This is a genomic window from Escherichia sp. WS1118, from assembly GCF_046487695.1.
GTDB lineage: Bacteria > Pseudomonadota > Gammaproteobacteria > Enterobacterales > Enterobacteriaceae > Escherichia > Escherichia coli.
On record NZ_JBJQIZ010000005.1, the window covers coordinates 248,521 to 274,832 of the forward strand.

Sequence of the window (26,312 nt, forward strand, 5' to 3'; positions counted from 1 at the left end):
ATAATGATCTGCGTTTTACAACTTGGATCACAATTACGCAGAAAATGGCTGGGGCTGTTACAGGTTGATGGAAGGCGGGACGCAAAAAGAGCAAATTCGAGAGGGATTCCCGGCCAAATAGGCCTGAGACTTAAGTTCAGGAGAAGTCATTCAGGTGTGAACGCGACTGCAAGAGATCGGACTGGGACTTAGCCAGGTCGGGGCGAGATAATTGAGATGAGTCGTGGGGTCATTGTTGGCTATCCCCTTTATAACCGCGGCAAAAAGGGGATAAACCACTTACTTAAACATGGCAATAGGCTTTGCTGAGATACCAAAATCTTCTTTTAACTGCTGTTTGCTCTTCATGACCATCTGACCATTTGTGTCAATTGTCATATGCTGTGCTTCGGTATTATGGCGGGCTTGCCACAGCATCACCAGTTGCAGGCAGTTCTCTTTTTGTTCCTCGGTCAACGTAACGCCATCAGGCCATTTCCCCAGTTCAACGGCGGTCGACAAACGCTGGTATACCTCAGGCGTCATGCTGTTGATAATGTCATCAAGATTCATAATTTTTCCGCTCCTGTGGAATAAGTTGCTGAATCGTTTTTTCAACCGTTGATTTCTTCGCCGTTTTCGCCATCAGTGAAGCGTAAAGAAGCAGAGTTAACACAATAACGTTCGCCCGTTGGCTGCGGCCCGTCAGGGAAGACATGGCCCAGATGGGCATCGCAGTTACCGCAACGAATTTCTATGCGCTGCATTCCATGTGACAAGTCTTTGATATAACGAATAGATTCTTCACTCACCGGTTCGTAGAAACTGGGCCAGCCACAGCCGGAATCATACTTGGTTTGGGAATGAAACAGCGGGGCATCGCAGATCAAACAGTGATATACGCCGTCACGCTTGTTATGCAGTAAACGACCCGTAAATGGCGGTTCTGTCCCATGATTCTGCGTCACGTAGAACTGCATCTCGGACAAATTTTTTTTCAGTTCTTCTGCCGAAGGTTTATTAGCCATTTGCTCACATCTCACTTTAATCGTGCTCACATTACGTGACTGATTCTAACAAAACATTAACACCAACTGGCAAAATTTTGTCCTAAACTTGATCTCGACGAAATGGCTGCACCTAAATCGTGATGAAAATCACATTTTTATCGTAATTGCCCTTTAAAATTCGGGGCGCCGACCCCATGTGGTCTCAAGCCCAAAGGAAGAGTGAGGCGAGTCAGTCGCGTAATGCTTAGGCACAGGATTGATTTGTCGCAATGATTGACACGATTCCGCTTGACGCTGCGTAAGGTTTTTGTAATTTTACAGGCAACCTTTTATTCACTAACAAATAGCTGGTGGAATATATGACTATCAAAGTAGGTATCAACGGTTTTGGCCGTATCGGTCGCATTGTTTTCCGTGCTGCTCAGAAACGTTCTGACATCGAGATCGTTGCAATCAACGACCTGTTAGACGCTGATTACATGGCATACATGCTGAAATATGACTCCACTCACGGCCGTTTCGACGGTACCGTTGAAGTGAAAGACGGTCATCTGATCGTTAACGGTAAAAAAATCCGTGTTACCGCTGAACGTGATCCGGCTAACCTGAAATGGGACGAAGTTGGTGTTGACGTTGTCGCTGAAGCAACTGGTCTGTTCCTGACTGACGAAACTGCTCGTAAACACATCACCGCTGGTGCGAAGAAAGTGGTTATGACTGGTCCGTCTAAAGACAACACTCCGATGTTCGTTAAAGGCGCTAACTTCGACAAATATGCTGGCCAGGACATCGTTTCCAACGCTTCCTGCACCACCAACTGCCTGGCTCCGCTGGCTAAAGTTATCAACGATAACTTCGGCATCATCGAAGGTCTGATGACCACCGTTCACGCTACTACCGCTACTCAGAAAACCGTTGATGGCCCGTCTCACAAAGACTGGCGCGGCGGCCGCGGCGCTTCCCAGAACATCATCCCGTCTTCTACCGGTGCTGCTAAAGCTGTAGGTAAAGTACTGCCAGAACTGAATGGCAAACTGACTGGTATGGCGTTCCGCGTTCCGACCCCGAACGTATCCGTAGTTGACCTGACCGTTCGTCTGGAAAAAGCTGCAACTTACGAGCAGATCAAAGCTGCCGTTAAAGCTGCTGCTGAAGGCGAAATGAAAGGCGTTCTGGGCTACACCGAAGATGACGTAGTATCTACCGATTTCAACGGCGAAGTTTGCACTTCCGTGTTCGATGCTAAAGCGGGTATCGCTCTGAACGACAACTTCGTGAAACTGGTATCCTGGTACGACAACGAAACCGGTTACTCCAACAAAGTTCTGGACCTGATCGCTCACATCTCCAAATAAGTTGAGATGACTCTGTGATCTAAAAAGAGCGACTTCGGTCGCTCTTTTTTTTACCTGATAAAATGAAGTTAAAGGACTGCGTCATGATTAAGAAAATTTTTGCCCTTCCGGTCATCGAACAAATCTCCCCTGTCCTCTCCCGTCGTAAACTGGATGAACTGGACCTCATTGTGGTCGATCATCCCCAGGTAAAAGCCTCTTTTGCATTACAGGGCGCACACCTTCTCTCGTGGAAACCTGCGGGTGAAGAAGAAGTTCTGTGGTTGAGTAACAACACACCGTTCAAAAATGGCGTCGCCATTCGCGGTGGCATACCGGTTTGCTGGCCGTGGTTTGGTCCGGCTGCACAACAAGGTCTGCCTGCGCACGGTTTTGCCCGCAACCTGCCGTGGACGCTGAAATCACATCGTGAAGATACTGATGGCGTAGCGCTGACTTTTGAATTGACACAAAGCGAAGAGACGAAAAAATTCTGGCCGCACGACTTTACGCTGTTAGCGCATTTCCACGTGGGTAAAACCTGTGAAATCGATCTTGAAGCACACGGCGAATTTGAAACTACCTCTGCTCTGCATACCTACTTTAACGTGGGTGATATCGCTAAGGTAAGCGTCAGTGGACTAGGCGATCGCTTCATTGATAAAGTAAATGACGCGAAAGAAGATGTACTGACCGACGGTATTCAGACCTTCCCTGACCGTACCGATCGCGTGTATCTGAATCCGCAAGATTGCAGCGTAATTAATGACGAAGCGCTGAATCGTATTATCGCCGTAGGCCACCAGCATCATCTGAACGTTGTAGGCTGGAACCCAGGACCGGCGCTTTCAGTTAGCATGGGCGATATGCCGGATGATGGCTACAAGACCTTTGTTTGTGTAGAAACGGCTTACGCTTCAGAAACGCAAAAAGTCACCAAAGAGAAATCTGCACATCTGGCGCAATCCATTCGCGTTGCGAAACGTTAATTTGCGTTAATATTGTGTGCCGGGTGCGATGCATCCGGCACGTATCAACATCACACCATATCCAGCGCAGTTTTTCCTTTTGGTGCCGGATACGCTTTATCCAGCATAACTAATTCCGCTGACGAAAGTTCAACCTCAAGCACAGCCGCATTTTGTTGGACATGTGCGACAGTTGCCGCTTTTGGAATCGCCATCACACCCTGATGGCTGATTACCCACGCCAACAATACTTGTGCCGCACTGATATTGTGAGCATGTGCAATTTCGTTGACTACCGCGTTTTTTAACAGTCCATTGCGCAACCGCCCGGCCTGAGCTAATGGACTGTAAGCCATCACCGGCATCTGCTGTTTCTGGCACCAGGGAAGTAGATCGTACTCAATCCCTCGTGAACCGAGATGGTAAAGCACCTGATTAGTGGCACACTGATTTCCCCCCGGCAGCTGCCAGAGTTCCTGCATATCGGCATAATCAAGGTTAGAAACGCCCCAGCGGCGGATTTTTCCCTGGGCGATCAATTTTTCCATCGCTGCGACAGTCTCTTCGAGAGCGAAACTGCCAGACCAGTGTAATAAGTAGAGATCGAGGTAATCAGTATTGAGACGGCGTAAACTGGCTTCGCATGCATTTATCGCTTTTTGCCCGCCAGCATTCCACGGATAGACTTTAGAGACGAGAAAGACGTTCTCACGCAGACCGATTAATGCTTCCCCAACCACTTTTTCGGCACCGCCATCGGCATACATTTCGGCGGTATCAATGAGGGTTAAACCGAGTTCAATGCCCGCGCGTAGTGCAGCAACTTCTGTTTTACGCTGACTGGCATCTTCGCCCATATACCATGTTCCCTGCCCTATGGCTGGCAGTGAGACATCACCACTAAATTGAATCATTTTTTGTTGCATTGCTTCCTCCCAGGTATTGCACCACCGTAATGCAAAACAGGGCATTACGCCCTGTTTTTATGCACAAAATGCCCTGGAAAAATGCATTATCAGAATTTGTAGGTGATCCCGGTAGAAATCAGGCCAGTCCAGGATTTATCCACCATTGGGCTGTCAGTAACTTCATCAGACAGACGGGTGTAGCGCGCGGTACCGTAAACACTCCAGTCACCGAGGAAGTTGTAGCTGGCGCTCAGCTCCAGGTAAGGGCTCCAGCTGTCGTTCGGGTTATAGCCACGCAGACCGCTGCGAGCGGACTCTTTGCGCGATACGCCATAATAGTATTCGTTCTGGTTTTCGCTGTTCCACTGCACACCAATACCCGGAGTCACGGTCAGGCCACCGTTGGTGTAACGATACAACCAGGCCATATCCCAGACGATGCCGTTGCTGTTATCCAGGGTATCGCCAGCCAGGGTGGTACGCAGGTAACCGTACTGGGTAAAGTGAGCATAAGACAGACCAGCCATCATGGTGCTCTTACGGTCATCCAGGTGACGCATTTGGTGATCGCCACTGTCTTTAGCTTTGAAGTAAAGCGGCGACCAGTAAGCGGTAATTGAAAGTTTGTCCGTTGCGTCATTCCACAGGTAGTAACCACCACCTAAGCCACGGAACCAGAAGTTATCGCCTTCATAGTTGATTACCGGTACTGGGTAAACATCGGTATCGTAATCTTTATATGGGTGTTCAACGACACCTACGCCTGCGCCCAGGGAAAATTTACCTTCAGCGTGCGCTACGCCTGCAGACGTTGCGATAAGCACTCCAAGTGCCAGAAGTTTGAGTTTGGTCACAATTAATCATTCCTTAAACAAATGTTTAGCGGGCGACAAAGTTTACCCGTCAATACATCGAAACCCAACCTTTTTACGTTTTCATTTTTTATAGTAACTGTTTAATTTTCCTGACGCAGATGACACCACGCTTACAGCCAAATGAATTTAGCGTTACCGGCGACCCTATTATTTACATTAATTATGCAAAATTTATGGATGAGTTGTTGATATGCCATTGAAATTAAGAAAGCCGTGCAGGCAAGTTTTCCATTTGCCATCTACGCTTAATTTTGAAGGTGTATCACCGGGCACGTTGTTCTCATCGTCAATAAAATGGCATGAGAGTTGCTGTGTTTTAGCAAGAGACGTCGTTCAGTTTACCTCTTCCGGGAGCCTCAACTATTCATATGAACGGCTCTTAACCTGTGCTAAAAAACGAAAGGACGGCATACCATGAATATATTCGATCACTATCGCCAGCGATATGAAGCTGCCAAGGACGAAGAGTTCACACTGCAGGAGTTTCTTACCACTTGTCGGCAAGATCGCAGTGCTTATGCCAACGCGGCTGAGCGGCTATTGATGGCTATTGGTGAGCCTGTCATGGTCGATACAGCCCAGGAACCCAGACTTTCTCGACTCTTTTCTAACCGGGTCATTGCACGTTATCCGGCGTTTGAAGAGTTTTACGGCATGGAAGACGCGATTGAACAGATTGTCTCTTATCTGAAACACGCGGCTCAGGGGCTGGAAGAGAAGAAACAAATCCTGTATCTGCTGGGGCCTGTGGGTGGGGGTAAATCATCGCTTGCTGAGCGACTGAAATCATTAATGCAGCTCGTACCGATTTATGTATTGAGCGCCAACGGTGAGCGTAGCCCGGTCAACGATCATCCTTTCTGTCTTTTCAATCCGCAGGAAGATGCGCAGATTCTGGAAAAAGAGTATGGCATTCCTCGCCGTTATCTCGGCACCATCATGTCGCCGTGGGCGGCAAAGCGCCTGCATGAATTTGGTGGCGATATCACTAAGTTCCGGGTAGTGAAGGTCTGGCCGTCAATTCTGCAACAAATTGCCATCGCCAAAACGGAACCCGGCGATGAGAACAACCAGGACATCTCCGCCCTGGTAGGGAAAGTCGATATTCGTAAACTCGAACACTACGCGCAGAATGACCCGGACGCCTACGGCTATTCCGGTGCGCTGTGCCGCGCCAATCAGGGGATCATGGAATTTGTCGAGATGTTTAAAGCACCGATAAAAGTGCTGCATCCCTTGTTAACCGCCACCCAGGAAGGTAACTACAACGGGACGGAAGGTATCTCCGCCCTGCCGTTCAACGGGATTATTCTCGCCCACTCGAACGAATCCGAATGGGTCACTTTCCGTAATAACAAAAACAACGAAGCCTTCCTCGACCGTGTTTACATCGTGAAGGTGCCGTATTGCTTGCGCATTTCCGAAGAGATCAAAATCTACGAGAAATTGCTTAATCACAGTGAATTGACTCACGCCCCCTGCGCCCCTGGCACGCTGGAAACGCTGTCACGTTTTTCTATTCTTTCGCGTCTGAAAGAGCCAGAAAACTCCAGCATTTACTCAAAGATGCGGGTTTATGATGGTGAAAGTTTGAAAGACACTGATCCCAAAGCCAAGTCGTATCAGGAATATCGTGACTACGCCGGTGTCGATGAAGGGATGAACGGTCTGTCGACGCGTTTTGCGTTTAAGATCCTCTCCCGCGTGTTCAACTTCGATCATGTAGAAGTGGCGGCAAACCCGGTCCATCTGTTCTACGTCCTGGAACAGCAGATCGAGCGCGAGCAGTTCCCGCAAGAGCAGGCAGAACGCTATCTGGAGTTCCTGAAAGGTTATCTGATCCCGAAATATGCCGAGTTTATCGGCAAAGAGATCCAGACGGCCTACCTTGAATCCTATTCAGAATATGGGCAGAACATTTTCGACCGTTATGTTACCTACGCGGATTTCTGGATTCAGGATCAGGAGTATCGCGATCCGGATACCGGGCAGCTGTTTGACCGCGAGTCTCTTAACGCCGAGCTGGAGAAAATCGAGAAACCGGCGGGGATCAGTAATCCAAAAGATTTCCGCAACGAGATTGTTAACTTCGTACTGCGAGCCAGAGCGAATAACAGCGGACGCAATCCGAACTGGACCAGCTATGAAAAACTGCGCACGGTTATCGAGAAGAAAATGTTCTCCAATACCGAAGAGCTGTTGCCGGTTATTTCGTTTAACGCCAAAACGTCAACCGACGAGCAGAAGAAACACGACGACTTTGTCGACCGTATGATGGAAAAAGGCTACACCCGTAAACAGGTGCGTTTACTGTGCGAATGGTATTTGCGCGTACGTAAATCGTCTTAACAACCCTGGCCCGGTACACATGCTACCGGGCCTACAACGACAGCGAACCGTGGGCCAGAGAAGCGGCAACACAGGCGTAGCATACCGTTGGCAAATGTAGTACGGGGGGCATATGACCTGGTTTATTGACCGGCGTCTGAACGGCAAAAATAAAAGCATGGTGAATCGCCAGCGTTTCTTACGCCGTTATAAAGCGCAAATTAAACAGTCGATCTCCGAGGCCATAAATAAGCGTTCGGTGACTGACGTCGACAGCGGCGAGTCCGTATCCATTCCCACGGAAGATATTAGCGAACCGATGTTTCATCAGGGGCGTGGTGGCCTGCGCCACCGCGTACATCCGGGCAATGACCATTTCGTCCAGAACGACCGAATTGAACGTCCCCAGGGTGGTGGCGGAGGTTCCGGCAGTGGTCAGGGCCAGGCCAGCCAGGATGGTGAAGGTCAGGATGAATTTGTCTTTCAGATTTCGAAAGATGAGTATCTTGATCTGCTCTTTGAAGATTTGGCCTTACCGAATCTGAAACAAAACCAACAACGCCAGCTGACCGAATATAAAACGCATCGGGCGGGTTATACCGCTAACGGCGTTCCGGCCAATATCAGCGTTGTACGTTCATTGCAGAACTCACTGGCGCGGCGCACAGCCATGACGGCGGGCAAGCGGCGGGAACTTCATGCGCTGGAAGAGAATTTGGCCATCATCAGCAACAGTGAACCTGCGCAACTGCTGGAAGAGGAACGTCTGCGCAAAGAAATTGCAGAATTACGTGCCAAAATTGAACGCGTCCCTTTCATTGACACCTTCGATTTACGTTACAAGAACTACGAAAAACGGCCCGATCCCTCCAGCCAGGCAGTGATGTTTTGCCTGATGGACGTTTCCGGTTCAATGGATCAGTCCACTAAGGATATGGCTAAACGTTTTTATATTCTGCTGTATCTGTTCCTCAGCAGAACGTATAAGAACGTGGAAGTCGTATACATCCGCCATCATACCCAGGCGAAAGAAGTCGATGAACATGAGTTTTTCTACTCGCAGGAAACTGGCGGCACCATTGTTTCCAGCGCCCTAAAACTGATGGATGAGGTAGTGAAAGAGCGTTATAACCCGGCACAGTGGAATATTTACGCAGCCCAAGCATCAGACGGCGATAACTGGGCCGATGACTCTCCGCTTTGCCATGAAATTCTGGCGAAAAAAATATTACCCGTTGTTCGTTATTACAGCTATATCGAAATTACACGTCGCGCGCATCAGACACTGTGGCGAGAATATGAGCATCTGCAATCTACTTTCGACAACTTTGCGATGCAGCATATCCGCGACCAGGATGATATTTATCCGGTATTCCGTGAACTGTTTCATAAACAAAATGCAACAGCTAAAGACTAAAACTGTCAGCCGGGTCATTATCGCCTGGCTGATTTTTAGCTCACTGTAAATTATCTCATTTATTACATACATTAGCTTACAATCGCTTTAAATATGACAGCATAACCTTTACACAATTTAGTTCCAGAAAACAATCATTCGGAAAAATGATTCGGTCAACACGTATTTCCCTGGGGTTATTCTTTAATTATTTTTTATCGTCAACGAAAATTGATCTTGGTCAAAACTATATATCTCTGCCATCAATAAAATCCAGCACTCACATTGCTCTCCTTTTTATGGTTTCTATGGGTACACAAAAATTAAAAGCTCAAGGCTTTTTTATTTTCAGCTTATTGCTGACGTTAATTTTATTTTGCATTACTACCTTATATAACGAAAACACAAATGTAAAACTCATCCCACAGATGAATTACCTGATGGTTGTTGTGGCTTTGTTTTTCCTTAACGCCGTCATTTTCCTTTTCATGTTAATGAAGTATTTCACTAACAAACAAATTTTACCAACACTCATTTTAAGCCTTGCATTTTTAAGTGGCCTTATCTATTTAGTTGAAACCATTGTAATTATCCATAAACCAATCAACGGCAGTACACTGATCCAGACAAAGTCGAATGATGTTTCTATTTTCTATATTTTCCGCCAACTCAGTTTCATTTGTTTAACCTCGCTGGCGCTCTTTTGTTATGGGAAAGACAACATCCTTGACAACAATAAGAAGAAAACTGGCATTCTGTTGCTGGCGCTGATTCCTTTTTTAGTTTTTCCCCTTCTGGCACACAATCTGAGCAGTTATAACGCTGACTATTCTTTGTATGTCGTCGATTACTGTCCGGACAACCATACTGCGACCTGGGGAATCAACTATACAAAAATATTGGTTTGTTTGTGGGCATTTTTACTGTTCTTTATTATCATGCGTACACGATTAGCCAGCGAACTATGGCCGTTAATAGCATTATTATGTCTGGCATCGCTATGCTGCAACTTACTTCTACTGACTCTGGATGAGTATAATTACACCATCTGGTATATCAGTCGCGGGATTGAAGTTTCCAGTAAACTGTTTGTTGTGTCTTTTCTGATTTATAACATTTTTCAGGAACTGCAACTCTCCAGCAAACTGGCAGTTCATGATGTACTGACCAATATTTATAATCGGCGCTACTTTTTCAACAGCGTAGAGTCATTATTGTCGCGACCTGTTGTTAAGGACTTTTGTGTCATGCTGGTTGATATTAATCAGTTCAAACGCATCAATGCCCAATGGGGACATCGTGTGGGTGATAAAGTGCTGGTATCAATTGTCGATATTATCCAGCAAAGCATCCGCCCCGATGATATTTTAGCGCGACTGGAGGGTGAGGTGTTTGGCTTGCTATTTACCGAACTCAATAGTGCCCAGGCAAAAATCATTGCGGAACGTATGCGTAAAAATGTCGAACTCCTGACCGGCTTTAGTAACAGATATGATGTTCCTGAACAAATGACCATCAGTATTGGCACGGTTTTTTCAACGGGTGACACGCATAATATCTCGCTTGTCATGACGGAAGCAGATAAAGCCTTACGCGAAGCGAAAAGCGAGGGGGGCAACAAAGTGATTATTCATCATATTTAAGTGCAAAAATATTCACAGCCATGCTTTTTGCGTGGCTTTTGCATACAATTTATTACTATTACCCCTAAATTTCCCCTCCCCAGCGGCGCAGAGATGAGTATAATTAGCGCCCCTGTGCCAGGCCGCAATCGAACTTTATCTGGTTTTCTCGTTTCACTAACCGAAGGAGTGCCATTTATCATGAAATTGCACCATAGAATGCTCCGGCATTTTATCGCCGCAAGTGTCATTGTGCTGACATCTTCCTTCCTTATTTTTGAACTTGTCGCCAGCGACAGAGCAATGAGTGCCTACCTGCGCTATATCGTGCAGAGAGCAGACTCTTCCTTTCTTTATGATAAGTATCAGAATCAGAGTATTGCCGCGCATGTGATGCGCGCTCTCGCTGCTGAGCAGTCGGAAGTGCCGCCAGAACAGCGGCGCGCCATCTGCGAGGCTTTTGAGTCTGCCAATAATACCCATGGCTTAAACCTGACTGCCCATAAATACCCGGGCTTACGCGGCACATTACAAACCGCATCCACTGACTGCGACACAATTGTGGAAGCTGCAGCACTATTACCCGCTTTTGATCAGGCAGTGGAAGGCAACCGCCACCAGGATGATTACGGTTCAGGTCTTGGGATGGCCGAAGAGAAATTTCACTATTATCTCGATCTCAATGACCGCTATGTCTATTTTTATGAGCCGGTTAATGTTGAATACTTTGCGATGAATAACTGGTCCTTCCTGCAGTCAGGAAGTATTGGTATAGATCGCAAAGATATTGAAAAAGTATTTACCGGGCGTACCGTATTATCGAGCATTTACCAGGATCAGCGTACTAAACAGAACGTGATGAGTTTGCTGACGCCGGTATATGTCGCAGGGCAGCTAAAAGGGATTGTGCTGCTGGATATTAACAAAAACAATCTGCGGAATATCTTTTACACTCATGACCGCCCTCTCCTCTGGCGTTTTCTCAATGTCACGCTAACCGATACAGATTCGGGGCGCGACATTATCATCAACCAGAGCGAAGATAATCTGTTCCAGTATGTCAGTTACGTCCATGACTTACCGGGCGGCATTCGTGTCTCGTTATCCATTGATATTCTTTACTTTATCACGTCTTCGTGGAAAAGCGTTCTGTTCTGGATTTTGACGGCGTTAATTTTGCTGAATATGGTGCGGATGCACTTCCGCTTATACCAAAATGTGTCGCGAGAAAATATTAGTGATGCGATGACTGGACTCTATAATCGCAAAATTTTAACCCCTGAACTGGAGCAGCGGTTGCAGAAACTGGTGCAATCCGGTTCTTCGGTGATGTTTATTGCTATTGACATGGACAAGTTAAAGCAAATAAATGATACCCTCGGTCATCAGGAGGGGGATTTAGCGATTACGTTATTAGCTCAGGCGATTAAACAATCGATTCGTAAAAGTGATTATGCCATCCGACTCGGTGGCGATGAATTCTGCATCATTCTTGTCGATTCGACGCCGCAAATTGCAGCACAACTGCCTGAACGTATCGAAAAACGTCTGCAACATATCGCGCCGCAGAAAGAGATCGGCTTCTCTTCCGGTATTTACGCGATGAAAGAAAACGATACGTTACATGATGCGTATAAAGCTTCCGATGAGCGTTTATATGTCAATAAGCAGAACAAAAACAGCCGTTCATGATAACCTTCTGTAGTTGTTTGCTTGTAATCTCAGGAGCATGAAATGACTGAAATGGCTAAAGGAAGCGTGACGCATCAGCGGTTAATCGCTTTATTATCACAAGAAGGTGCTAACTTCCGCGTCGTTACCCATGAAGCGGTAGGTAAATGTGAAGCGGTGTCAGAAATTCGTGGCACCGCTTTAGGCCAGGGGGCTAAGGCACTGGTATGTAAAGTCAAAGGCAATGGCGTAAATCAACATGTTCTGGCGATCCTCGCTGCCGATCAACAGGCCGATCTGAGCCAACTCGCCAGCCATATAGGCGGATTACGCGCTTCGTTGGCCAGCCCGGCGGAAGTCGATGAACTCACAGGCTGTGTCTTCGGCGCGATCCCCCCTTTCAGCTTCCATCCAAAACTCAAACTGGTTGCCGACCCCCTACTCTTCGAACGATTTGATGAAATCGCCTTCAATGCAGGCATGCTGGATAAATCCGTTATTTTGAAAACCGCGGATTATTTGCGTATTGCGCAACCAGAACTGGTCAATTTCCGCCGCACTGCGTAACTAGCCTGTCCGTTCAATAAGCAGAACGGACAAAACCAGCACAACTGCAATGGCAAAAAACGATGACGTGATAATCAGTGTCTCGACGAACATTTGATCGTTCATAGTATGCCCCCGGGAGATAGCTGTTTTCACGTTATTGTTAGCGTGCACAAATGGCAGTTTGATGACAGTTCGCCTGATTTTTTATGCAGAAAACGTAAAGATTTTCTACTTCCTGCCTGCAGCAAGCGTAAAGTAAGCAGGCTTATTATTTTTTGGCAAGGAAACCACGATGTTTGATGTCACTTTGCTGATCCTGCTCGGGTTAGCTGCGCTGGGCTTTATCAGTCATAACACCACTGTCGCCGTTTCAATTCTGGTGTTGATCATTGTCCGCGTCACACCGTTAAGCACCTTTTTCCCGTGGATTGAAAAACAGGGGCTAAGTATCGGGATAATCATTCTGACGATTGGCGTTATGGCTCCCATCGCCAGCGGGACGCTACCGCCCTCAACCCTGATTCACTCGTTTCTGAACTGGAAATCGCTGGTGGCAATTGCAGTCGGCGTTATTGTCTCCTGGCTGGGGGGGCGCGGCGTGACGTTAATGGGCAGCCAGCCGCAACTGGTCGCCGGGCTGCTGGTGGGCACTGTTTTAGGCGTGGCGCTGTTTCGCGGCGTACCGGTTGGCCCGCTTATTGCCGCGGGTCTGGTTTCGCTGATTGTGGGGAAACAGTAGTTAATCCCGCAATATATCGGCCTGGCGTTTGCCCCAGGCCTTTCTTAAACATAGTAATAAAGGCCGTTGTTGAATCATACCCCAGCGTATGAGCAACTTTCTGTACAGTATCGCCTTTCACTAATCCCTGAAGCGCCATAATCAGCTGTAACTGCTGACGCCACTGGCGAAAACTCAACCCCGTCTCTTTCACTATCAGCCGGGCAAGATTGCGTTCACTCATCGCAAAAAAGCCAGCCCATTGCCCCAATGAGCCCCACTCGACGGGCTCTTTCGCCATCATCTCCACCATCGTGCGGATTTTAGGATGAGAAGAAACGGGCAGGTGCAGCTGTTGTTGTGGCTGCTGAGGGAGTTCATCAAACAGGACCTGAATTAATCTGCGGGTCATCGGCTCAGCACGCTGAGTCGTCGTCCTGTTTGCCAGGGTTAAAATTAATTCCCGGCATAAGGGCGATATTTTCAATGTGCAACATGTTGTCGGCATTGTCACTGCGCTGGGCTCGATAAACAGAAAACAGAGTTCAGCGTTAGCTGTCACTTGATTACTATGTTTCACCCCGCCCGGTATCCAAACCGCATATTGTGGCGGCACCATCCACAAAGCATTTTCCACCGTACAGGTAATTGCACCATGTAGTGCCAGTATCAACTGCCCTTTGCGGTGCTGATGTACAGGACTGGTTAACTCATCCGTTCCGGCGTGAATACAAAATGCGACCGCGGCTTCATGGTGTCGGTCGGGTTCATAGCCATTGAGATTCAACCTGTGCATCATTTTGTCCGAATTTAGCGATATTTTGTCATTTTAGCTTGATTCAACATAACAATAAAAACGGTAAGGTACAGCCTCGTTTGTAACAATGAGAAGCATATGACCTGTTCAACTTCATTAAGCGGCAAAAACAGGATTGTCCTTATCGCTGGCATTCTGATGATTGCCACAACATTACGCGTCACCTTTACCGGCGCAGCACCGTTACTGGATACGATTCGTTCCGCTTACTCGCTAACGACGGCGCAAACCGGCTTATTGACCACCCTGCCATTATTAGCCTTTGCGCTGATCTCACCGCTAGCCGCCCCGGTGGCGCGACGTTTTGGTATGGAACGTAGCCTGTTTGCCGCGTTACTTTTGATCTGTGCAGGTATCGCAATTCGCTCTCTCCCTTCGCCTTACTTATTATTTGGCGGTACAGCGGTCATTGGCGGTGGGATTGCATTAGGCAATGTCTTACTGCCAGGATTAATTAAACGCGATTTCCCTCATTCCGTCGCCAGACTTACCGGCGCATATTCCCTGACAATGGGAGCTGCGGCGGCACTGGGATCGGCGATGGTAGTGCCGCTGGCTTTGAACGGTTTTGGCTGGCAAGGCGCGTTGCTCATGCTGATGTGTTTTCCTCTGCTGGCTCTTTTTTTATGGCTGCCACAGTGGCGAAGTCAACAACATGCAAATTTGAGTACCTCACGCGCCTTACATACTCGGGGTATCTGGCGGTCGCCGCTTGCCTGGCAGGTAACATTGTTTCTTGGGATCAACTCACTGGTCTATTACGTGATTATTGGCTGGCTTCCGGCGATTCTCATCAGTCACGGCTATAGCGAAGCACAGGCGGGTTCACTGCATGGTTTGCTGCAACTAGCCACAGCAGCTCCCGGTTTGCTGATCCCACTTTTCTTACATCATATGAAAGATCAGCGTGGTATTGCAGCGTTCGTTGCCTTGATGTGCGCAGTGGGCGCGGTTGGGCTCTGCTTTATGCCAGCACACGCGATCACCTGGACTCTGCTTTTCGGTTTTGGTTCCGGCGCAACAATGATACTGGGGTTGACGTTCATTGGTCTGCGGGCAAGTTCTGCGCATCAGGCGGCGGCACTCTCGGGGATGGCACAATCCGTCGGGTATTTGCTGGCAGCCTGTGGGCCGCCGCTGATGGGTAAAATACACGATGCTAACGGTGACTGGTCCGTACCACTGATGGGTGTTGCAATACTTTCACTACTGATGGCGATTTTCGGACTTTGCGCCGGGAGAGACAAAGAAATTCGCTAATATCCGGTGCTATAGTGACGTGACAAATCATGCGTGAAAGGGAGAACAAATACGATGAATATTCAGTGCAAACGCGTTTATGATCCGGCTGAACAGAGCGATGGTTATCGCGTACTGGTCGACCGCCTCTGGCCACGCGGTATCAAAAAAACCGATTTAGCCCTTGATGAATGGGATAAAGAAATCACGCCGTCAACGGAGCTGCGCAAAGCCTTTCACGGCGAAGTCGTCGATTTTGCAACCTTTCGCGAGCAATATCTTGCAGAACTGGCGCAACACGAGCAAGAAGGAAAGCGGCTGGCAGACATCGCCAAAAAACAGCCGCTGACCCTGCTCTACTCAGCAAAAAACACCACGCAGAACCATGCGCTGGTGCTGGCAGACTGGCTACGTAGCTTGTGATTTTAGTACAGCATCCGGCGGTTATTTTTCACCAGCCGGATGGTCCCGTCGCCACAATGCCCATTCATCAATCGTTTCACCGCCCGGTAATTTGCAATTGTTGCTGACCCCTTGCGCTGTCTGCACAGGAATGAGCGTCCCGCCCTTCTGCTGGCAATAGACCGACGCCGGATTTGCCATACCAATCTGCGGCGGTTTAGGTGCTTCTGGCTGAGAAGGGGTTGAACAACCAGCCAGGACCAGCAAGCAAGGCAGAACAAAACTGATAATTTTCATTTATTGATCTCACATATTTATCCAGGCTTAGAGTATCGCGGTATCGTTTTGTTTTGCAGCACTATTTTTATTACATTCACTCAAAACATATTACGCCTTGTTTCATCTTTGTTGATGATGTTTTATCATGCCTGCAAAGATTAAATAATCAGCATTTACCCGCCGTATCCTGGAGTTGTTTCGTGTCAGATCAGATTATCGCCCGCGTCTCGCAATCCCTTGCCAAAGAACAGTCACTGGAAAGTCTGGTTCGACAGCTTCTGGAGATGCTGGAAATGGTCACTGATATGGAGTCAACCTACCTGACCAAAGTGGATGTCGAAGCGCGCCTGCAGCATATAATGTTTGCCCGTAATAGCCAGAAAATGCACATCCCGGAGAATTTTACCGTCTCGTGGGATTACTCGTTATGCAAACGCGCCATTGATGAAAACTGTTTTTTCAGCGATGAAGTCCCCGACCGTTGGGGCGACTGTGTTGCGGCACGCAATCTTGGCATCACCACATTTCTGAGCACGCCAATTCACTTACCGGATGGATCATTCTATGGCACGCTTTGCGCCGCCAGCAGTGAGAAGCGCCAGTGGAGTGAACGCGCGGAACAGGTCTTACAGTTGTTCGCCGGACTGATTGCACAATATATTCAAAAAGAGGCACTGGTTGAACAGCTGCGCGAAGCTAATGCTGCGCTGATTGCGCAATCGTATACCGACTCGTTAACCGGGCTACCGAATCGGCGGGCGATTTTTGAAAATCTGACGACGCTGTTTTCTCTCGCCCGGCATCTTAACCATAAGATAATGATCGCGTTTATCGATCTGGATAACTTCAAATTAATCAATGATCGTTTTGGTCATAATAGTGGCGATCTGTTTCTCATTCAGGTTGGCGAGCGCCTTAATACGCTCCAGCAAAATGGCGAAGTTATTGGTCGTCTCGGCGGTGATGAGTTTTTGGTTGTTTCACTGAACAACGAGAATGCGGATATTTCGTCGCTGCGAGAACGTATTCAACAACAAATACGCGGAGAATATCACTTAGGTGATGTTGATTTGTATTATCCTGGTGCCAGTCTTGGCATAGTAGAAGTCGATCCTGAAACGACCGATGCAGACAGTGCCCTGCATGCTGCCGATATCGCGATGTATCAGGAGAAAAAACATAAACAGAAAACACCTTTTGTCACGCATTCAGCGCTACATTCCTGAGGCGTATTCACATCCTTTTGATTGGTGATAACATGCGAATCGGTATTATTTTTCCGGTTGTAATCTTTATTACAGCGGTCGTATTTTTAGCATGGTTTTTTATTGGCGGCTATGCTGCCCCGGGAGCATAAAGATGAAAAAAACAACGATTATTATGATGGGTGTGGCGATTATTGTCGTACTCGGCACTGAGCTGGGATGGTGGTAACGTCACATCTAAAAAATAGCAAAGGCTGCCTGTGTGCAGCCTTTGTGCAATTTACGCGTTAACTTTTAATCTTCCTGTAGATAAATAGCACAACAATCGCACCAATAACGGCAACCACGAAGCTGCCAAAATTGAAGCCATCGACTTTACCAAAGCCAAACAGCGTGCTGATCCATCCGCCGACTACGGCACCGACTATCCCCAGCAGGATAGTCATAAAGAATCCACCACCATCTTTACCTGGCATGATCCACTTCGCCAGAATACCGGCAATAAGCCCAAAAATAATCCATGACAGAATGCCCATTGTTTCCTCACTTATCTGTTTTGCATTAGCGGGTTAGTCGCTGATAAAAAGCATAGCACAACATCGGGAGGGTAAGATTTGTGACGAGCATCACGGAGGAATTTTTTGCGATGGCGCAGAAATTGCGCCATCAACGATCAGTGATAATTACCAACCACAAACATCATGTTCGTTTTCCGTGTCATAAGAACGCACGGTATTCACCAGATCTTTTATCACTTCAGCCGCCACTTCTGGCACCAGCAAAGTCATCGGCGTCTCTGTTTCATAATCGACAGAAACGCCATTGCTGTTATTGGTGACGGTCACGGTATACGTTGCTTTGCCCATGATTCATTTCCCGTTATGAATGACTTTCCGTTGTTGCGCACCTTCCATCAGGACTTCAGGAGCAACGAAGAAGTCAATGTTGAAATAAGTATCGTCAGTCATGGCTTCAATGTTGTGCCACTTTTCTGGAGGGAACACCGCAAACTGCCCCGCTTCGATAAGGATCACCTGATCAGGCTCTGCACTGTGTTCATCAGCGTAGCCGAGATATTTGACCGCCCCATGCATAACGGAAAGGCGTGGGTAAACCCCTGGGCGCGTTCCTTTATCAAGATGACGTTCGAATATTCCGGCAGGCGCAGTTTGTTTATTCCAGAAAGGCGTTGAGCGCGTATGAATATAATTCTGTGGGATTTGCAGCATCCTTTTCCCTCCTTCGGTGAATGCGCTGAAAACGGTTTATTCCAGCCGTTTCAGGGTACGCCTGATAATTTGCATTTTAAATACCATTTATTGGTTACTTTTTAGCACCGTATCAGAGAAGAATCAGGGAGAATTACAGGTGGGAAGCCCGCGGCAACGCGGGCTGAAAGCATCAGGATTGCAGCGTCGCCAGTCGGGCGGCGAAACCCACGAACATCAAACCAATCAGTGAGTTGCCCACTTTAGCCAGTTTCTTTTTGGTACGTATGTACTGCGTGACAAAAGCCCCAGAAATAATCAGAAAGCTCAAATAGCAGAAACTCACCAGTTCCAGCGTCGTCGCCAGAATAAAGAATGAAATTCCCGTATGTGGGGCATTAACATCGATAAACTGTACGAAAAACGACACATAGAACAAAATGGCTTTCGGATTAGTCAGGCTCAAAATTAACGCGCGTTTAAAAATGGCACCGTATTGGGGCTCATCGGATTTGGTCTCGCTATTTTTACCTTTCAGGGTCGCGTAGAGAATTTTACTCCCCAGATAGAGCAAATAAAACGCACCAAGATAACGTACAATGTTGAATAATATCGGGGTGGTCTTAATTAATGTCGCCACTCCAGCCCATGCCAGAAACATCAATACCGCATCGCCAATAAATACACCACAGGCCGCAAGATAACCGCCTTTCATACCGCTACTGACGCTATTTTTGAGTACAAACAGGGTATTTGGCCCTGGCACCAACACAATAAAAATGGCCCCAACCAGATAGGTCCAGTAATTCAGAACCCCGTATTCAGCGAACACATTAACCTCTTTAATTATCTTTCGATCATGCGCGATTAAAGGTGAATATGCTAACCAATCTGTAGCGGCTTAGAAAGGAGAAAATCAGGTTTTAACTCGATATCAACCCGATAATTGAATCATTAATCAGGCATGCTCCAGTGAAAAATTCGGGTAGTGCTCGGCAAAATACTGGCGTAAAAATTCTACCGTTATCCGCACTTTCGCTGACGTCGACAGCTTTGAAACATAAACGGCCCAGACATTCGCTGGCTGGTAATATTCCGGTAGCACTTGTACTAAATGACCACTGGCGGGAAACAGCCTGGCGACATCGATTTTTACGTGGTCCGGAAAAACACCGAAGGCGAATATTCCTCGCCAGGCGGTAGAGTAAATGAAGGAACAGAGAATGAAGTCGTCATTCAGGAATCGGTATTTACTCGTCGTGGTGTCGAGCGCATTTTGCGTTAAGCTCAAATAAGTTCATTTGAACCACCTGCTGTTGGATTTGTAGTTTGCCGAAGCCGGACTGAGCGCGCCCAGTCCGGCTTCGGAAGATTTTACTGTGGATATTCCTGCAATAAATTGTGTAATGCTTCCGCCATCAACTCACCACGCCAGCCGGAAATCAGCTCCGGCAAATTGTTCTGCGGTTTCAGTTTCCAGTGCCAGTTCAGCAGTTGGTTGATTTGCCGACGCGACGCCAGCAATTCGGCGCTGATCTTGTGCGTTTCGCTGACGTCAGTAATCAGCGACTTAATCGCTTTAAACGCTTTACGATAACCCGGCATGTCCATCAGGTTAAGCATCGGCTGCGGTAAGGCCTCTTCTGGCAATGCCTGCGCTTTTTCCACCAGCGCCAGCAACGTTTTACCGTGGAAGCGGATTTCGCTACCGGATAAGCCCAGGCTGTCCAGTTCGCCCAGACTTCCCGGCATATAACGCGCTACCGACCACAAATGCTCTTCACGCACGACAAAGTTCACCGCCAGATCGCGCTCTCGCGCCTTGCGCAATCGCCAGTCGGCTAACAGTTGCAGACAGGCCAGTTGGCGTGTGCGTAACTGCCAGGCATTGGTGATATCACGCCAGGCGTCTTCCGGCGCAACGACTTCCTGACGACGCATTTGCATCAGGCGGCATTCATCCAGCGCCGCAGGTAGCCAGCCGGAGGCCTCCGTTTCTACCATAAGCTTTGCGGTGATCGGTAACAGATACCAGACATCCGCCGCTGCATATTCACACTGACGTTCGGTCAGCGGTCTGGCCAGCCAGTCGGTGCGCGATTCACTCTTGTCCAGCGTAAGGCCGGAATACTCTTCCACCATGGAAGCGAAACCCCATGACATCGGGCGTCCGCAGAAGGCAGCAAGGATTTGCGTGTCAATCAAGGGTTGTGGTAATTCGCCAAAGACATTGAGGAACACTTCCAGATCTTCACTACCTGCATGAAGAAATTTTGTGATGGACGGATCGCGCAGGATCGCTTTCAGCGGTGACCAGTCGGTGATCCCGAGAGGATCAATTAGCGCCAGATGCTCACCATCAAAAAGTTGAATTAAACCCAGCTGCGGGTAATAAGTGCGCGTACGAACAAATTCAGTATCCAGGGCTATCGCCGGAAAGGCACGGACGGCTTCACACAAAGAAGCCAGCGCATCGTCCGTGGTAATCATTTGGTAATTCAAATTGTATTCTCTTTAGTGGGCGTCAAAAAAAACGCCGGATTAACCGGCGTCTGACGACTGACTTAACGCTCAGGCTTTATTGTCCACTTTGCCGCGCGCTTCGTCACGTAATTCTCGTCGCAAAATTTTTCCGACGTTAGATTTCGGTAACTCATCACGAAACTCCACCAGCTTCGGTACTTTGTAGCCCGTGAGCTGACGGCGGCAAAAGGTCACCAGTGACTCTTCGGTAAGCGATGGATCTTTTTTCACTACGAAGATTTTCACCGCTTCACCACTGGAGCCGGAAGGTACGCCAACAGCCGCGACTTCCTGTACGCCAGGATTCTGCATGACGACATCTTCAATCTCGTTGGGATAAACGTTAAAACCGGAAACCAGAATCATGTCTTTTTTACGATCGACAATGCGCAGGAATCCTTCTTCATCCATCACCGCGATGTCGCCGGTGTGTAACCAGCCATTTTTGATGATTTCATCGGTAGCATCCGGACGCTGCCAGTAACCCAGCATCACCTGCGGTCCTTTGACACAAAGCTCACCTGGTTGACCAGGTGGTACTTCATTATCATCATCATCCACCAGTTTGGCTTCCGTCGACGGCACCGGCAAACCGATGCTACCACTATGATAATCAATATCATACGGGTTAACGCTGACCAGCGGCGCGCACTCGGTCAGGCCATAACCTTCCAGCAGATACTGTCCAGTCAGTTTAACCCAACGTTCTGCAACCACTTGCTGAACAGGCATCCCACCGCCTGCGGAAAGATGCAGACTGGAGAAATCCAGCTGCTGGAACTCTTTATTGTTCAGCAACGCATTGAACAAGGTGTTAACGCCAGTGATAGCGGTAAACGGATATTTCGCTAACTCTTTTACCAGCCCTGGAATATCGCGCGGGTTAGTGATAAGCAGGTTCTGCCCCCCCAGTTCGATAAACAGCAGGCAGTTAATGGTCAGGGCAAAAATGTGATACAGCGGCAGCGCCGTCACCACCAGCTCTTTGCCCGGATGCAACAGCGGACCATAGGTCGCGTTAACCTGTTCCAGGTTCGCCAGCATATTGCGGTGAGTCAGCATCGCGCCTTTCGCCACACCAGTGGTGCCGCCGGTGTATTGCAGGAAAGCTAAATCTTCCGGCACCAGTTCTGGTTTGACGTACTGCATCCGGTAGCCGTTGTGCAGGGCGCTACGAAATGAAATGGCATCTGGCAGATGGTATTTCGGCACCAGACGCTTGATGTATTTAACAACGAAATTGACTACCGTGCCTTTTGCCGTAGATAGCTGATCGCCCATACGGGTCAGAATAACGTGCTGAACGGCGGTTTTATCAACCACTTTTTCCAGAGTGTGGGCAAAGTTAGACACGATAACAATCGCCGATGCGCCGCTATCGTTAAGCTGATGCTCAAGCTCACGCGGGGTATACAACGGGTTAACGTTTACGACGATCATCCCGGCACGCAAAATGCCAAACAGCGCCACCGGATATTGCAATAAGTTAGGCATCATCAACGCAACGCGATCGCCTTTCTTCAGCCCCAACCCTTGTTGCAAATAAGCGGCAAACGCGCGACTGCGTTCTTCCAGTTTGCGGAAGGTCATCACCTCCCCCATATTCACAAACGCGGGTTGATCGGCGTAGCGCGCGACCGACTGCTCAAACATATCTACCAGAGATTGATAACGGTCAGGGTTGATCTCCGTCGGAACGTCCGCGGGATAACGGTTAAGCCAAACCTTCTTCAATTCTTCACCTCTAAAATGCGTGTTCGTCGTCATCGCAACCCCAAGTGATAAACATACTGTTAACATAATATTAACTCATCTTACCAGCTTGATAATTACCCAAGGAAAAGGTTGCGAAGCGCGTCACTATTTATTTTTATCTTTACCGTAAGAATGCAGAAACAGCGGACCGGCCGCTGTTTCTTTTTCTTTAAAAACAAGCAATTATTCAGTTACAACTGTTTGTACTCTCGCGGGGCCGGGATTATACCAGCCCCATCCGCCGTAGCCATAGGGCCAGCCACGACCGCCATAAAACCATGGATCAATCGGCTGAGGCGGCATAATCACCTGCTGGGTTAAATGCCAACGTTTGTAACCCGTTACTTGCATCACCATAAATTTATAGGGCGTATTACCGATTTTGCCGTCAACCGCACCGGTGATTGGCCCGACTACCGTCACCAGTTGTCCGCGGAAATCCACCGGGTCCAGAAAACCGTTCACATCGGCATAAATGCGACCGCGAGAAGGTTCTCCCAGCGTCGGTCTGGCTCCGCTGTCCAGTGGTACGGTGGCAATTTCCAGGCGTGTTTTCCCTTGCTGGTTTTGTACCGCAACCACTTTGCCGCCAAAGCGAGCCTCCTGACCAACGTACAGCTGCGGCGCACTCATCACCCGAACTAAATCTTGTTGCGGCGTGGGACTGCTGCCTTTAATGGCGTCTGGCACAGTAACACAACCGCTCAGCATTAGCGCAAACGTACCTGCCAGTATGCCTTTGATAACATTCTTTTGAACCGCCATGATGCGACTCCTTTTTTTCTCAGGGCATACTCTTAAGATTCATTCTTTGCCCGGAAGTTTCTTCCATGCGACGTTGTTACGTAAATAAACTGGTTCAGCATGTTCCACCGCCACCATTTTACCCTCGGCAAACATCTGGCACGCAATCGGCAGCATATCTTCTGCAGCGGGCAGTAACACTTCGCCATCGAGCAAAACCAGCCCGCTCTCTTTACCGAGATCCGGCCAGGCTTGCCAGCCCGTCCCTACTGTCACCCATTCGCCGGAAAGCTGTTGCATTCGTTCATGAACGAGTTCGGGTTTGAGTACGGCTTCGGTTTCTTCACCGTGCCAGATACCGTTTTCATCACGCTGATATTCGGCCCAGTAAACTTCGCCCATTCGCGCGTCAATAGCTGCCAGCACGCGGGTTGCGCCGTTTTTGCGCCACGCCCCTTGCGCCATCGTCATTAGCGTGGAGACGCCAATCATTGGTAACTCCGCGCCAAGTGCCAGTCCTTGCGCAATGCCAATACCAATGCGCACGCCGGTGAAGCTACCGGGGCCGCGCCCGTAAGCCAGAGCGTTTATGTCAGTCAGGGAAGTTCCGCTGGTGGTCAGGATATCCTGCACCATCGGTAAGATTCGTTGAGTATGTTCACGAGGGCAAAGCTCAAAATGAGCGTTGACAGTACCGTCGTTCCACAGGGCGACAGAGCAGGCCTCTGTCGCGGTATCGATAGCCAGAATTCGCATGGGTCTTCGTGCTTAGATCAATAAAAAGGCGCGCATCATACCATACTCCGTAACAAATTACCTGGAGGATGGTATCGCAAGGAAACGAACCGCACGGGCAATGTCACGGGTGCGCGGCGCTGGCGGCAGACTGGCGAGAAACGTCGCGCCGTAAGGGCGCATCACCAGCCGATTGTCGCAAATCACTAACACGCCGCGATCGTCGGCGTCGCGAATCAATCGCCCTACCCCCTGCTTGAGAGTAATGACCGCATCCGGCAGTTGTACTTCATCGAACGGATCACCACCGCGCAAACGGCAATCTTCCATGCGTGCTTTTAATAGTGGATCATCCGGCGAGGTAAACGGCAATTTGTCGATAATCACCAATGACAATGTATCGCCACGCACGTCCACCCCTTCCCAGAAACTGCTGGTTGCCACAAGAAGCGCGTTACCGGCGCTGACAAATTGCTGCAACAGTTGCCCTTTGCTGGTTTCCCCCTGCAACAAAACGGGAAGCGTCATGGTAGCGCGGAACTGCTCGGCCAGATCGCGCATCATGGCGTGCGAGGTACAAAGCATAAAACAACGACCGTTGTTAGCTTCGATGATCGGTCGCAGCATTGCCGCCAGTTGCCGTGCGGAACCCGGTTGATTAGTTTGCGGCAGGTTGCGCGGCACACAGAGTAACGCCTGGCGGCTGTAATCAAAGGGGCTGGGTAACAGCAACGACTCTGCCAGTTCAATGCCAAGCCGCGAGGTGAAATGATGCAGATCGTCGTTCACCGACAGCGTTGCTGAGGTAAAGATCCAGCTACCGGGTTTTTGCGCCATTAACTCTTTGAATTTATCCGCCACGCTGAGCGGCGTGAGAGCCAGAGTAAAATGGCGCGAAGTGCATTCGTACCAGTAGCTGTAGCCCGGCTGATTGATCTCTTTTAGCCGTTTCAGCCGTGTGCGATATAACGTGGCGCGTTCAAATGCCGCATCCAGCAAGGCGGAACGCCCCAGCGACAGTTTCGCCACGTCATAACAAAGTTCCAGAGTGTCATCGAGCAGTAAAAATGCCCGCTGAATTTGCGGATTAGCTAACAGCTCACGCAGGTTACCGCGATAACCTGGCTCACCGAGTTGCAGGCGAAAATCCTGCGCACTCTGGGCAAGACGGTCAGCGCACTTTTGTAACTGCTGGGTGTCTTTTAATTCGGTGCGGTAGGCGATGGTGATGTCTTTTGCCAGGTCGAGCAGTTGTCGACTGGAGAGTGACTGACCAAAATACTGGCTGGCAATGTCGGGCAGCTGGTGGGCTTCGTCGAAGATCATGACGTCAGCTTCCGGGATCAGTTCGCCAAATCCACTCTCTTTCACCACCATATCCGCCAGAAAGAGATGATGGTTTACCACCACCACATCGGCGTCCATCGCTTTTTTGCGTGCTTTGACTACAAAGCAATCTTTATACATCGGGCAGTCGCTGCCAAGGCAGTTATCGTTGGTGCTGGTGACCAGCGGCCACGCCTGTGAATCTTCCGCCACGCTGACGCAGGTGCTGATATCACCATCGACTGTTTGATTAGACCAGGAGCGCAGCAGGATCACATCGCTTAATATTTGTACCGGCAGATCGCCGCCCGCTAGCGCCTGTTGTTCGAGACGTTCGAGGCAGAGGTAGTTTGAGCGCCCTTTCAGCAACGCCACGTTGCCCGTATATTTCAACGCCTTTGAAACCGTTGGCAAATCGCGGCTGTAGAGCTGATCCTGCAACGCTTTTGAACCGGTCGAGATAATGACTTTCTTTTTCGCCCGCAGCGCAGGGGCCAGGTAAGCGTAGGTTTTGCCCGTACCGGTTCCGGCTTCCACCACCAGCGGCTGGCCTTTTTCTATCGCCTGGGTGACGGCTACCGCCATCTGTCGCTGTGGTTCTCGCGGCTTAAAGCCTGGTATCGCTTTCGCCAACTGACCGTCTGGTGCAAAATCGTCCGTCACACTACCCCCTGTTGATTTGAACAGGGATTATGTCAGGATGAGGGCGCTTTCGCCAGTT

At 48.9% G+C, this 26,312-nt stretch carries 29 protein-coding genes and 2 pseudogenes; 14 read left to right on the forward strand and 17 right to left on the reverse strand.

The window, feature by feature from the left end; all coding sequences use genetic code 11:
* Window positions 1-279: 279 nt before the first annotated feature.
* A complete protein-coding gene (locus ACJHYO_RS11480; protein ID WP_001046792.1) occupies window positions 280-552 on the reverse strand; it encodes a YeaC family protein in 273 nt (90 codons plus the stop codon).
* Between the two features lie 41 nt (window positions 553-593).
* A complete protein-coding gene (gene msrB, locus ACJHYO_RS11485; protein WP_001284618.1) occupies window positions 594-1,007 on the reverse strand; it encodes a peptide-methionine (R)-S-oxide reductase MsrB in 414 nt (137 codons plus the stop codon).
* 341 nt (window positions 1,008-1,348) lie between these two features.
* Here msrB and gapA point away from each other — a divergent pair, with 341 nt between their 5' ends.
* Window positions 1,349-2,344 carry a glyceraldehyde-3-phosphate dehydrogenase gene (gapA, locus tag ACJHYO_RS11490; RefSeq protein ID WP_000153502.1) on the forward strand — a complete coding sequence of 332 codons (996 nt, stop codon included), beginning with the start codon at window positions 1,349-1,351 and terminating at the stop codon, window positions 2,342-2,344.
* 83 nt (window positions 2,345-2,427) lie between these two features.
* Complete coding sequence (locus ACJHYO_RS11495; RefSeq protein ID WP_085455371.1) at window positions 2,428-3,312, forward strand: D-hexose-6-phosphate mutarotase; 885 nt, start codon at window positions 2,428-2,430, stop codon at window positions 3,310-3,312.
* A 50-nt stretch (window positions 3,313-3,362) separates the two neighbouring features.
* On the opposite strand, the gene yeaE is transcribed toward ACJHYO_RS11495, so the two are convergent.
* Window positions 3,363-4,217: a methylglyoxal reductase YeaE gene (gene yeaE / locus ACJHYO_RS11500; RefSeq protein WP_001296125.1), complete on the reverse strand. Its 855-nt coding sequence runs from the start codon at window positions 4,215-4,217 to the stop codon at window positions 3,363-3,365.
* A gap of 89 nt (window positions 4,218-4,306) precedes the next feature.
* Entirely contained in the window at window positions 4,307-5,053 is a 747-nt protein-coding gene (gene mipA / locus ACJHYO_RS11505; protein ID WP_000163771.1) for a scaffolding protein MipA, read from the reverse strand.
* A 435-nt stretch (window positions 5,054-5,488) separates the two neighbouring features.
* Between mipA and yeaG the strand changes: the two genes are divergently transcribed.
* The 5 genes from yeaG (at window position 5,489) to yeaK (ending at window position 12,658) form a co-directional block, all read left to right on the forward strand.
* Complete coding sequence (gene yeaG / locus ACJHYO_RS11510; RefSeq protein ID WP_001019882.1) at window positions 5,489-7,423, forward strand: protein kinase YeaG; 1,935 nt, start codon at window positions 5,489-5,491, stop codon at window positions 7,421-7,423.
* Window positions 7,424-7,535: 112 nt separating this feature from the next.
* Complete coding sequence (locus ACJHYO_RS11515) at window positions 7,536-8,819, forward strand: YeaH/YhbH family protein (RefSeq protein ID WP_000219684.1); 1,284 nt, start codon at window positions 7,536-7,538, stop codon at window positions 8,817-8,819.
* 146 nt (window positions 8,820-8,965) lie between these two features.
* Entirely contained in the window at window positions 8,966-10,441 is a 1,476-nt protein-coding gene (locus ACJHYO_RS11520; protein ID WP_000621393.1) for a GGDEF domain-containing protein, read from the forward strand.
* A gap of 180 nt (window positions 10,442-10,621) precedes the next feature.
* Window positions 10,622-12,112 carry a diguanylate cyclase DgcJ gene (gene dgcJ, locus ACJHYO_RS11525; protein ID WP_001298230.1) on the forward strand — a complete coding sequence of 497 codons (1,491 nt, stop codon included), beginning with the start codon at window positions 10,622-10,624 and terminating at the stop codon, window positions 12,110-12,112.
* 42 nt (window positions 12,113-12,154) lie between these two features.
* Window positions 12,155-12,658 (forward strand): mischarged aminoacyl-tRNA deacylase, encoded by a 504-nt coding sequence (yeaK, locus tag ACJHYO_RS11530; RefSeq protein ID WP_000138051.1) that lies wholly within the window; start codon window positions 12,155-12,157, stop codon window positions 12,656-12,658.
* On the opposite strand, the gene yoaI is transcribed toward yeaK, so the two are convergent.
* Window positions 12,659-12,763: a small membrane protein YoaI gene (yoaI, locus tag ACJHYO_RS11535; RefSeq protein WP_000999630.1), complete on the reverse strand. Its 105-nt coding sequence runs from the start codon at window positions 12,761-12,763 to the stop codon at window positions 12,659-12,661.
* Between the two features lie 169 nt (window positions 12,764-12,932).
* Here yoaI and ACJHYO_RS11540 point away from each other — a divergent pair, with 169 nt between their 5' ends.
* Window positions 12,933-13,379, forward strand: coding sequence for a DUF441 domain-containing protein (locus tag ACJHYO_RS11540; protein ID WP_000460707.1), 447 nt, complete (start codon window positions 12,933-12,935; stop codon window positions 13,377-13,379).
* On the opposite strand, the gene nimR is transcribed toward ACJHYO_RS11540, so the two are convergent.
* Window positions 13,336-14,157, reverse strand: a complete 822-nt coding sequence (nimR, locus tag ACJHYO_RS11545; RefSeq protein WP_000972263.1) for a DNA-binding transcriptional regulator NimR — start codon at window positions 14,155-14,157, stop codon at window positions 13,336-13,338. The genes ACJHYO_RS11540 and nimR overlap by 44 nt on opposite strands.
* A gap of 96 nt (window positions 14,158-14,253) precedes the next feature.
* On the opposite strand from nimR, the gene nimT reads away from it, so the two are divergent.
* Window positions 14,254-15,435, forward strand: coding sequence for a 2-nitroimidazole transporter (gene nimT, locus ACJHYO_RS11550; RefSeq protein WP_000128488.1), 1,182 nt, complete (start codon window positions 14,254-14,256; stop codon window positions 15,433-15,435).
* A gap of 54 nt (window positions 15,436-15,489) precedes the next feature.
* Window positions 15,490-15,837 (forward strand): DUF488 domain-containing protein, encoded by a 348-nt coding sequence (locus tag ACJHYO_RS11555; RefSeq protein ID WP_001025381.1) that lies wholly within the window; start codon window positions 15,490-15,492, stop codon window positions 15,835-15,837.
* 21 nt (window positions 15,838-15,858) lie between these two features.
* On the opposite strand, the gene yoaF is transcribed toward ACJHYO_RS11555, so the two are convergent.
* Window positions 15,859-16,113, reverse strand: a complete 255-nt coding sequence (gene yoaF, locus ACJHYO_RS11560; RefSeq protein ID WP_000691930.1) for a DUF333 domain-containing lipoprotein YoaF — start codon at window positions 16,111-16,113, stop codon at window positions 15,859-15,861.
* A 182-nt stretch (window positions 16,114-16,295) separates the two neighbouring features.
* Here yoaF and dgcP point away from each other — a divergent pair, with 182 nt between their 5' ends.
* From dgcP to yoaJ, 3 genes are read left to right on the forward strand one after another with little or no spacing between them, the layout of a single operon-like run.
* The gene (gene dgcP, locus ACJHYO_RS11565) at window positions 16,296-17,321 is read left to right on the forward strand and encodes a diguanylate cyclase DgcP (RefSeq protein ID WP_001283458.1); all 1,026 of its coding nucleotides are present in this window, start codon (window positions 16,296-16,298) and stop codon (window positions 17,319-17,321) included.
* Window positions 17,322-17,353: 32 nt separating this feature from the next.
* Window positions 17,354-17,452: a YoaK family small membrane protein gene (locus ACJHYO_RS11570; protein ID WP_001219350.1), complete on the forward strand. Its 99-nt coding sequence runs from the start codon at window positions 17,354-17,356 to the stop codon at window positions 17,450-17,452.
* Between the two features lie 2 nt (window positions 17,453-17,454).
* Window positions 17,455-17,529: a protein YoaJ gene (gene yoaJ, locus ACJHYO_RS11575; protein ID WP_001386836.1), complete on the forward strand. Its 75-nt coding sequence runs from the start codon at window positions 17,455-17,457 to the stop codon at window positions 17,527-17,529.
* Between the two features lie 58 nt (window positions 17,530-17,587).
* Here yoaJ and ACJHYO_RS11580 read toward each other — a convergent pair whose 3' ends face one another.
* From ACJHYO_RS11580 to ACJHYO_RS11600, 5 genes and pseudogenes are all read right to left on the reverse strand, one after another.
* Window positions 17,588-17,836: a GlsB/YeaQ/YmgE family stress response membrane protein gene (locus tag ACJHYO_RS11580; protein ID WP_000512153.1), complete on the reverse strand. Its 249-nt coding sequence runs from the start codon at window positions 17,834-17,836 to the stop codon at window positions 17,588-17,590.
* A gap of 147 nt (window positions 17,837-17,983) precedes the next feature.
* On the reverse strand, window positions 17,984-18,166 hold the full coding sequence (locus tag ACJHYO_RS11585; protein WP_000513737.1) for a DUF1869 domain-containing protein: 183 nt from the start codon (window positions 18,164-18,166) through the stop codon (window positions 17,984-17,986).
* A 3-nt stretch (window positions 18,167-18,169) separates the two neighbouring features.
* Window positions 18,170-18,529, reverse strand: a complete 360-nt coding sequence (gene yeaR, locus ACJHYO_RS11590; protein ID WP_000939317.1) for a DUF1971 domain-containing protein YeaR — start codon at window positions 18,527-18,529, stop codon at window positions 18,170-18,172.
* A gap of 172 nt (window positions 18,530-18,701) precedes the next feature.
* The gene (leuE, locus tag ACJHYO_RS11595; RefSeq protein WP_000457211.1) at window positions 18,702-19,340 is read right to left on the reverse strand and encodes a leucine efflux protein LeuE; all 639 of its coding nucleotides are present in this window, start codon (window positions 19,338-19,340) and stop codon (window positions 18,702-18,704) included.
* Window positions 19,341-19,466: 126 nt separating this feature from the next.
* Window positions 19,467-19,634: pseudogene (locus ACJHYO_RS11600) on the reverse strand (LysR family transcriptional regulator); the annotation flags it as partial.
* Here ACJHYO_RS11600 and ACJHYO_RS11605 point away from each other — a divergent pair.
* Window positions 19,635-19,790, forward strand: a pseudogene (locus ACJHYO_RS11605) (tartrate dehydrogenase); the annotation flags it as partial. It abuts the pseudogene before it with no gap.
* Between the two features lie 92 nt (window positions 19,791-19,882).
* On the opposite strand, the gene rnd reads toward ACJHYO_RS11605, so the two are convergent.
* The 5 genes from rnd to ACJHYO_RS11630 form a co-directional block, all read right to left on the reverse strand.
* Window positions 19,883-20,998, reverse strand: coding sequence for a ribonuclease D (gene rnd, locus ACJHYO_RS11610; protein WP_001682950.1), 1,116 nt, complete (start codon window positions 20,996-20,998; stop codon window positions 19,883-19,885).
* A gap of 81 nt (window positions 20,999-21,079) precedes the next feature.
* Entirely contained in the window at window positions 21,080-22,765 is a 1,686-nt protein-coding gene (fadD, locus tag ACJHYO_RS11615; RefSeq protein ID WP_077634368.1) for a long-chain-fatty-acid--CoA ligase FadD, read from the reverse strand.
* 204 nt (window positions 22,766-22,969) lie between these two features.
* Window positions 22,970-23,551, reverse strand: a complete 582-nt coding sequence (gene yeaY / locus ACJHYO_RS11620) for a Slp family lipoprotein YeaY (protein ID WP_000290576.1) — start codon at window positions 23,549-23,551, stop codon at window positions 22,970-22,972.
* Window positions 23,552-23,590: 39 nt separating this feature from the next.
* Window positions 23,591-24,286, reverse strand: coding sequence for a tRNA (adenosine(37)-N6)-threonylcarbamoyltransferase complex dimerization subunit type 1 TsaB (gene tsaB / locus ACJHYO_RS11625; protein WP_001220975.1), 696 nt, complete (start codon window positions 24,284-24,286; stop codon window positions 23,591-23,593).
* 57 nt (window positions 24,287-24,343) lie between these two features.
* Window positions 24,344-26,254 (reverse strand): ATP-dependent DNA helicase, encoded by a 1,911-nt coding sequence (locus ACJHYO_RS11630; protein WP_000128839.1) that lies wholly within the window; start codon window positions 26,252-26,254, stop codon window positions 24,344-24,346.
* Window positions 26,255-26,312: the final 58 nt, after the last annotated feature.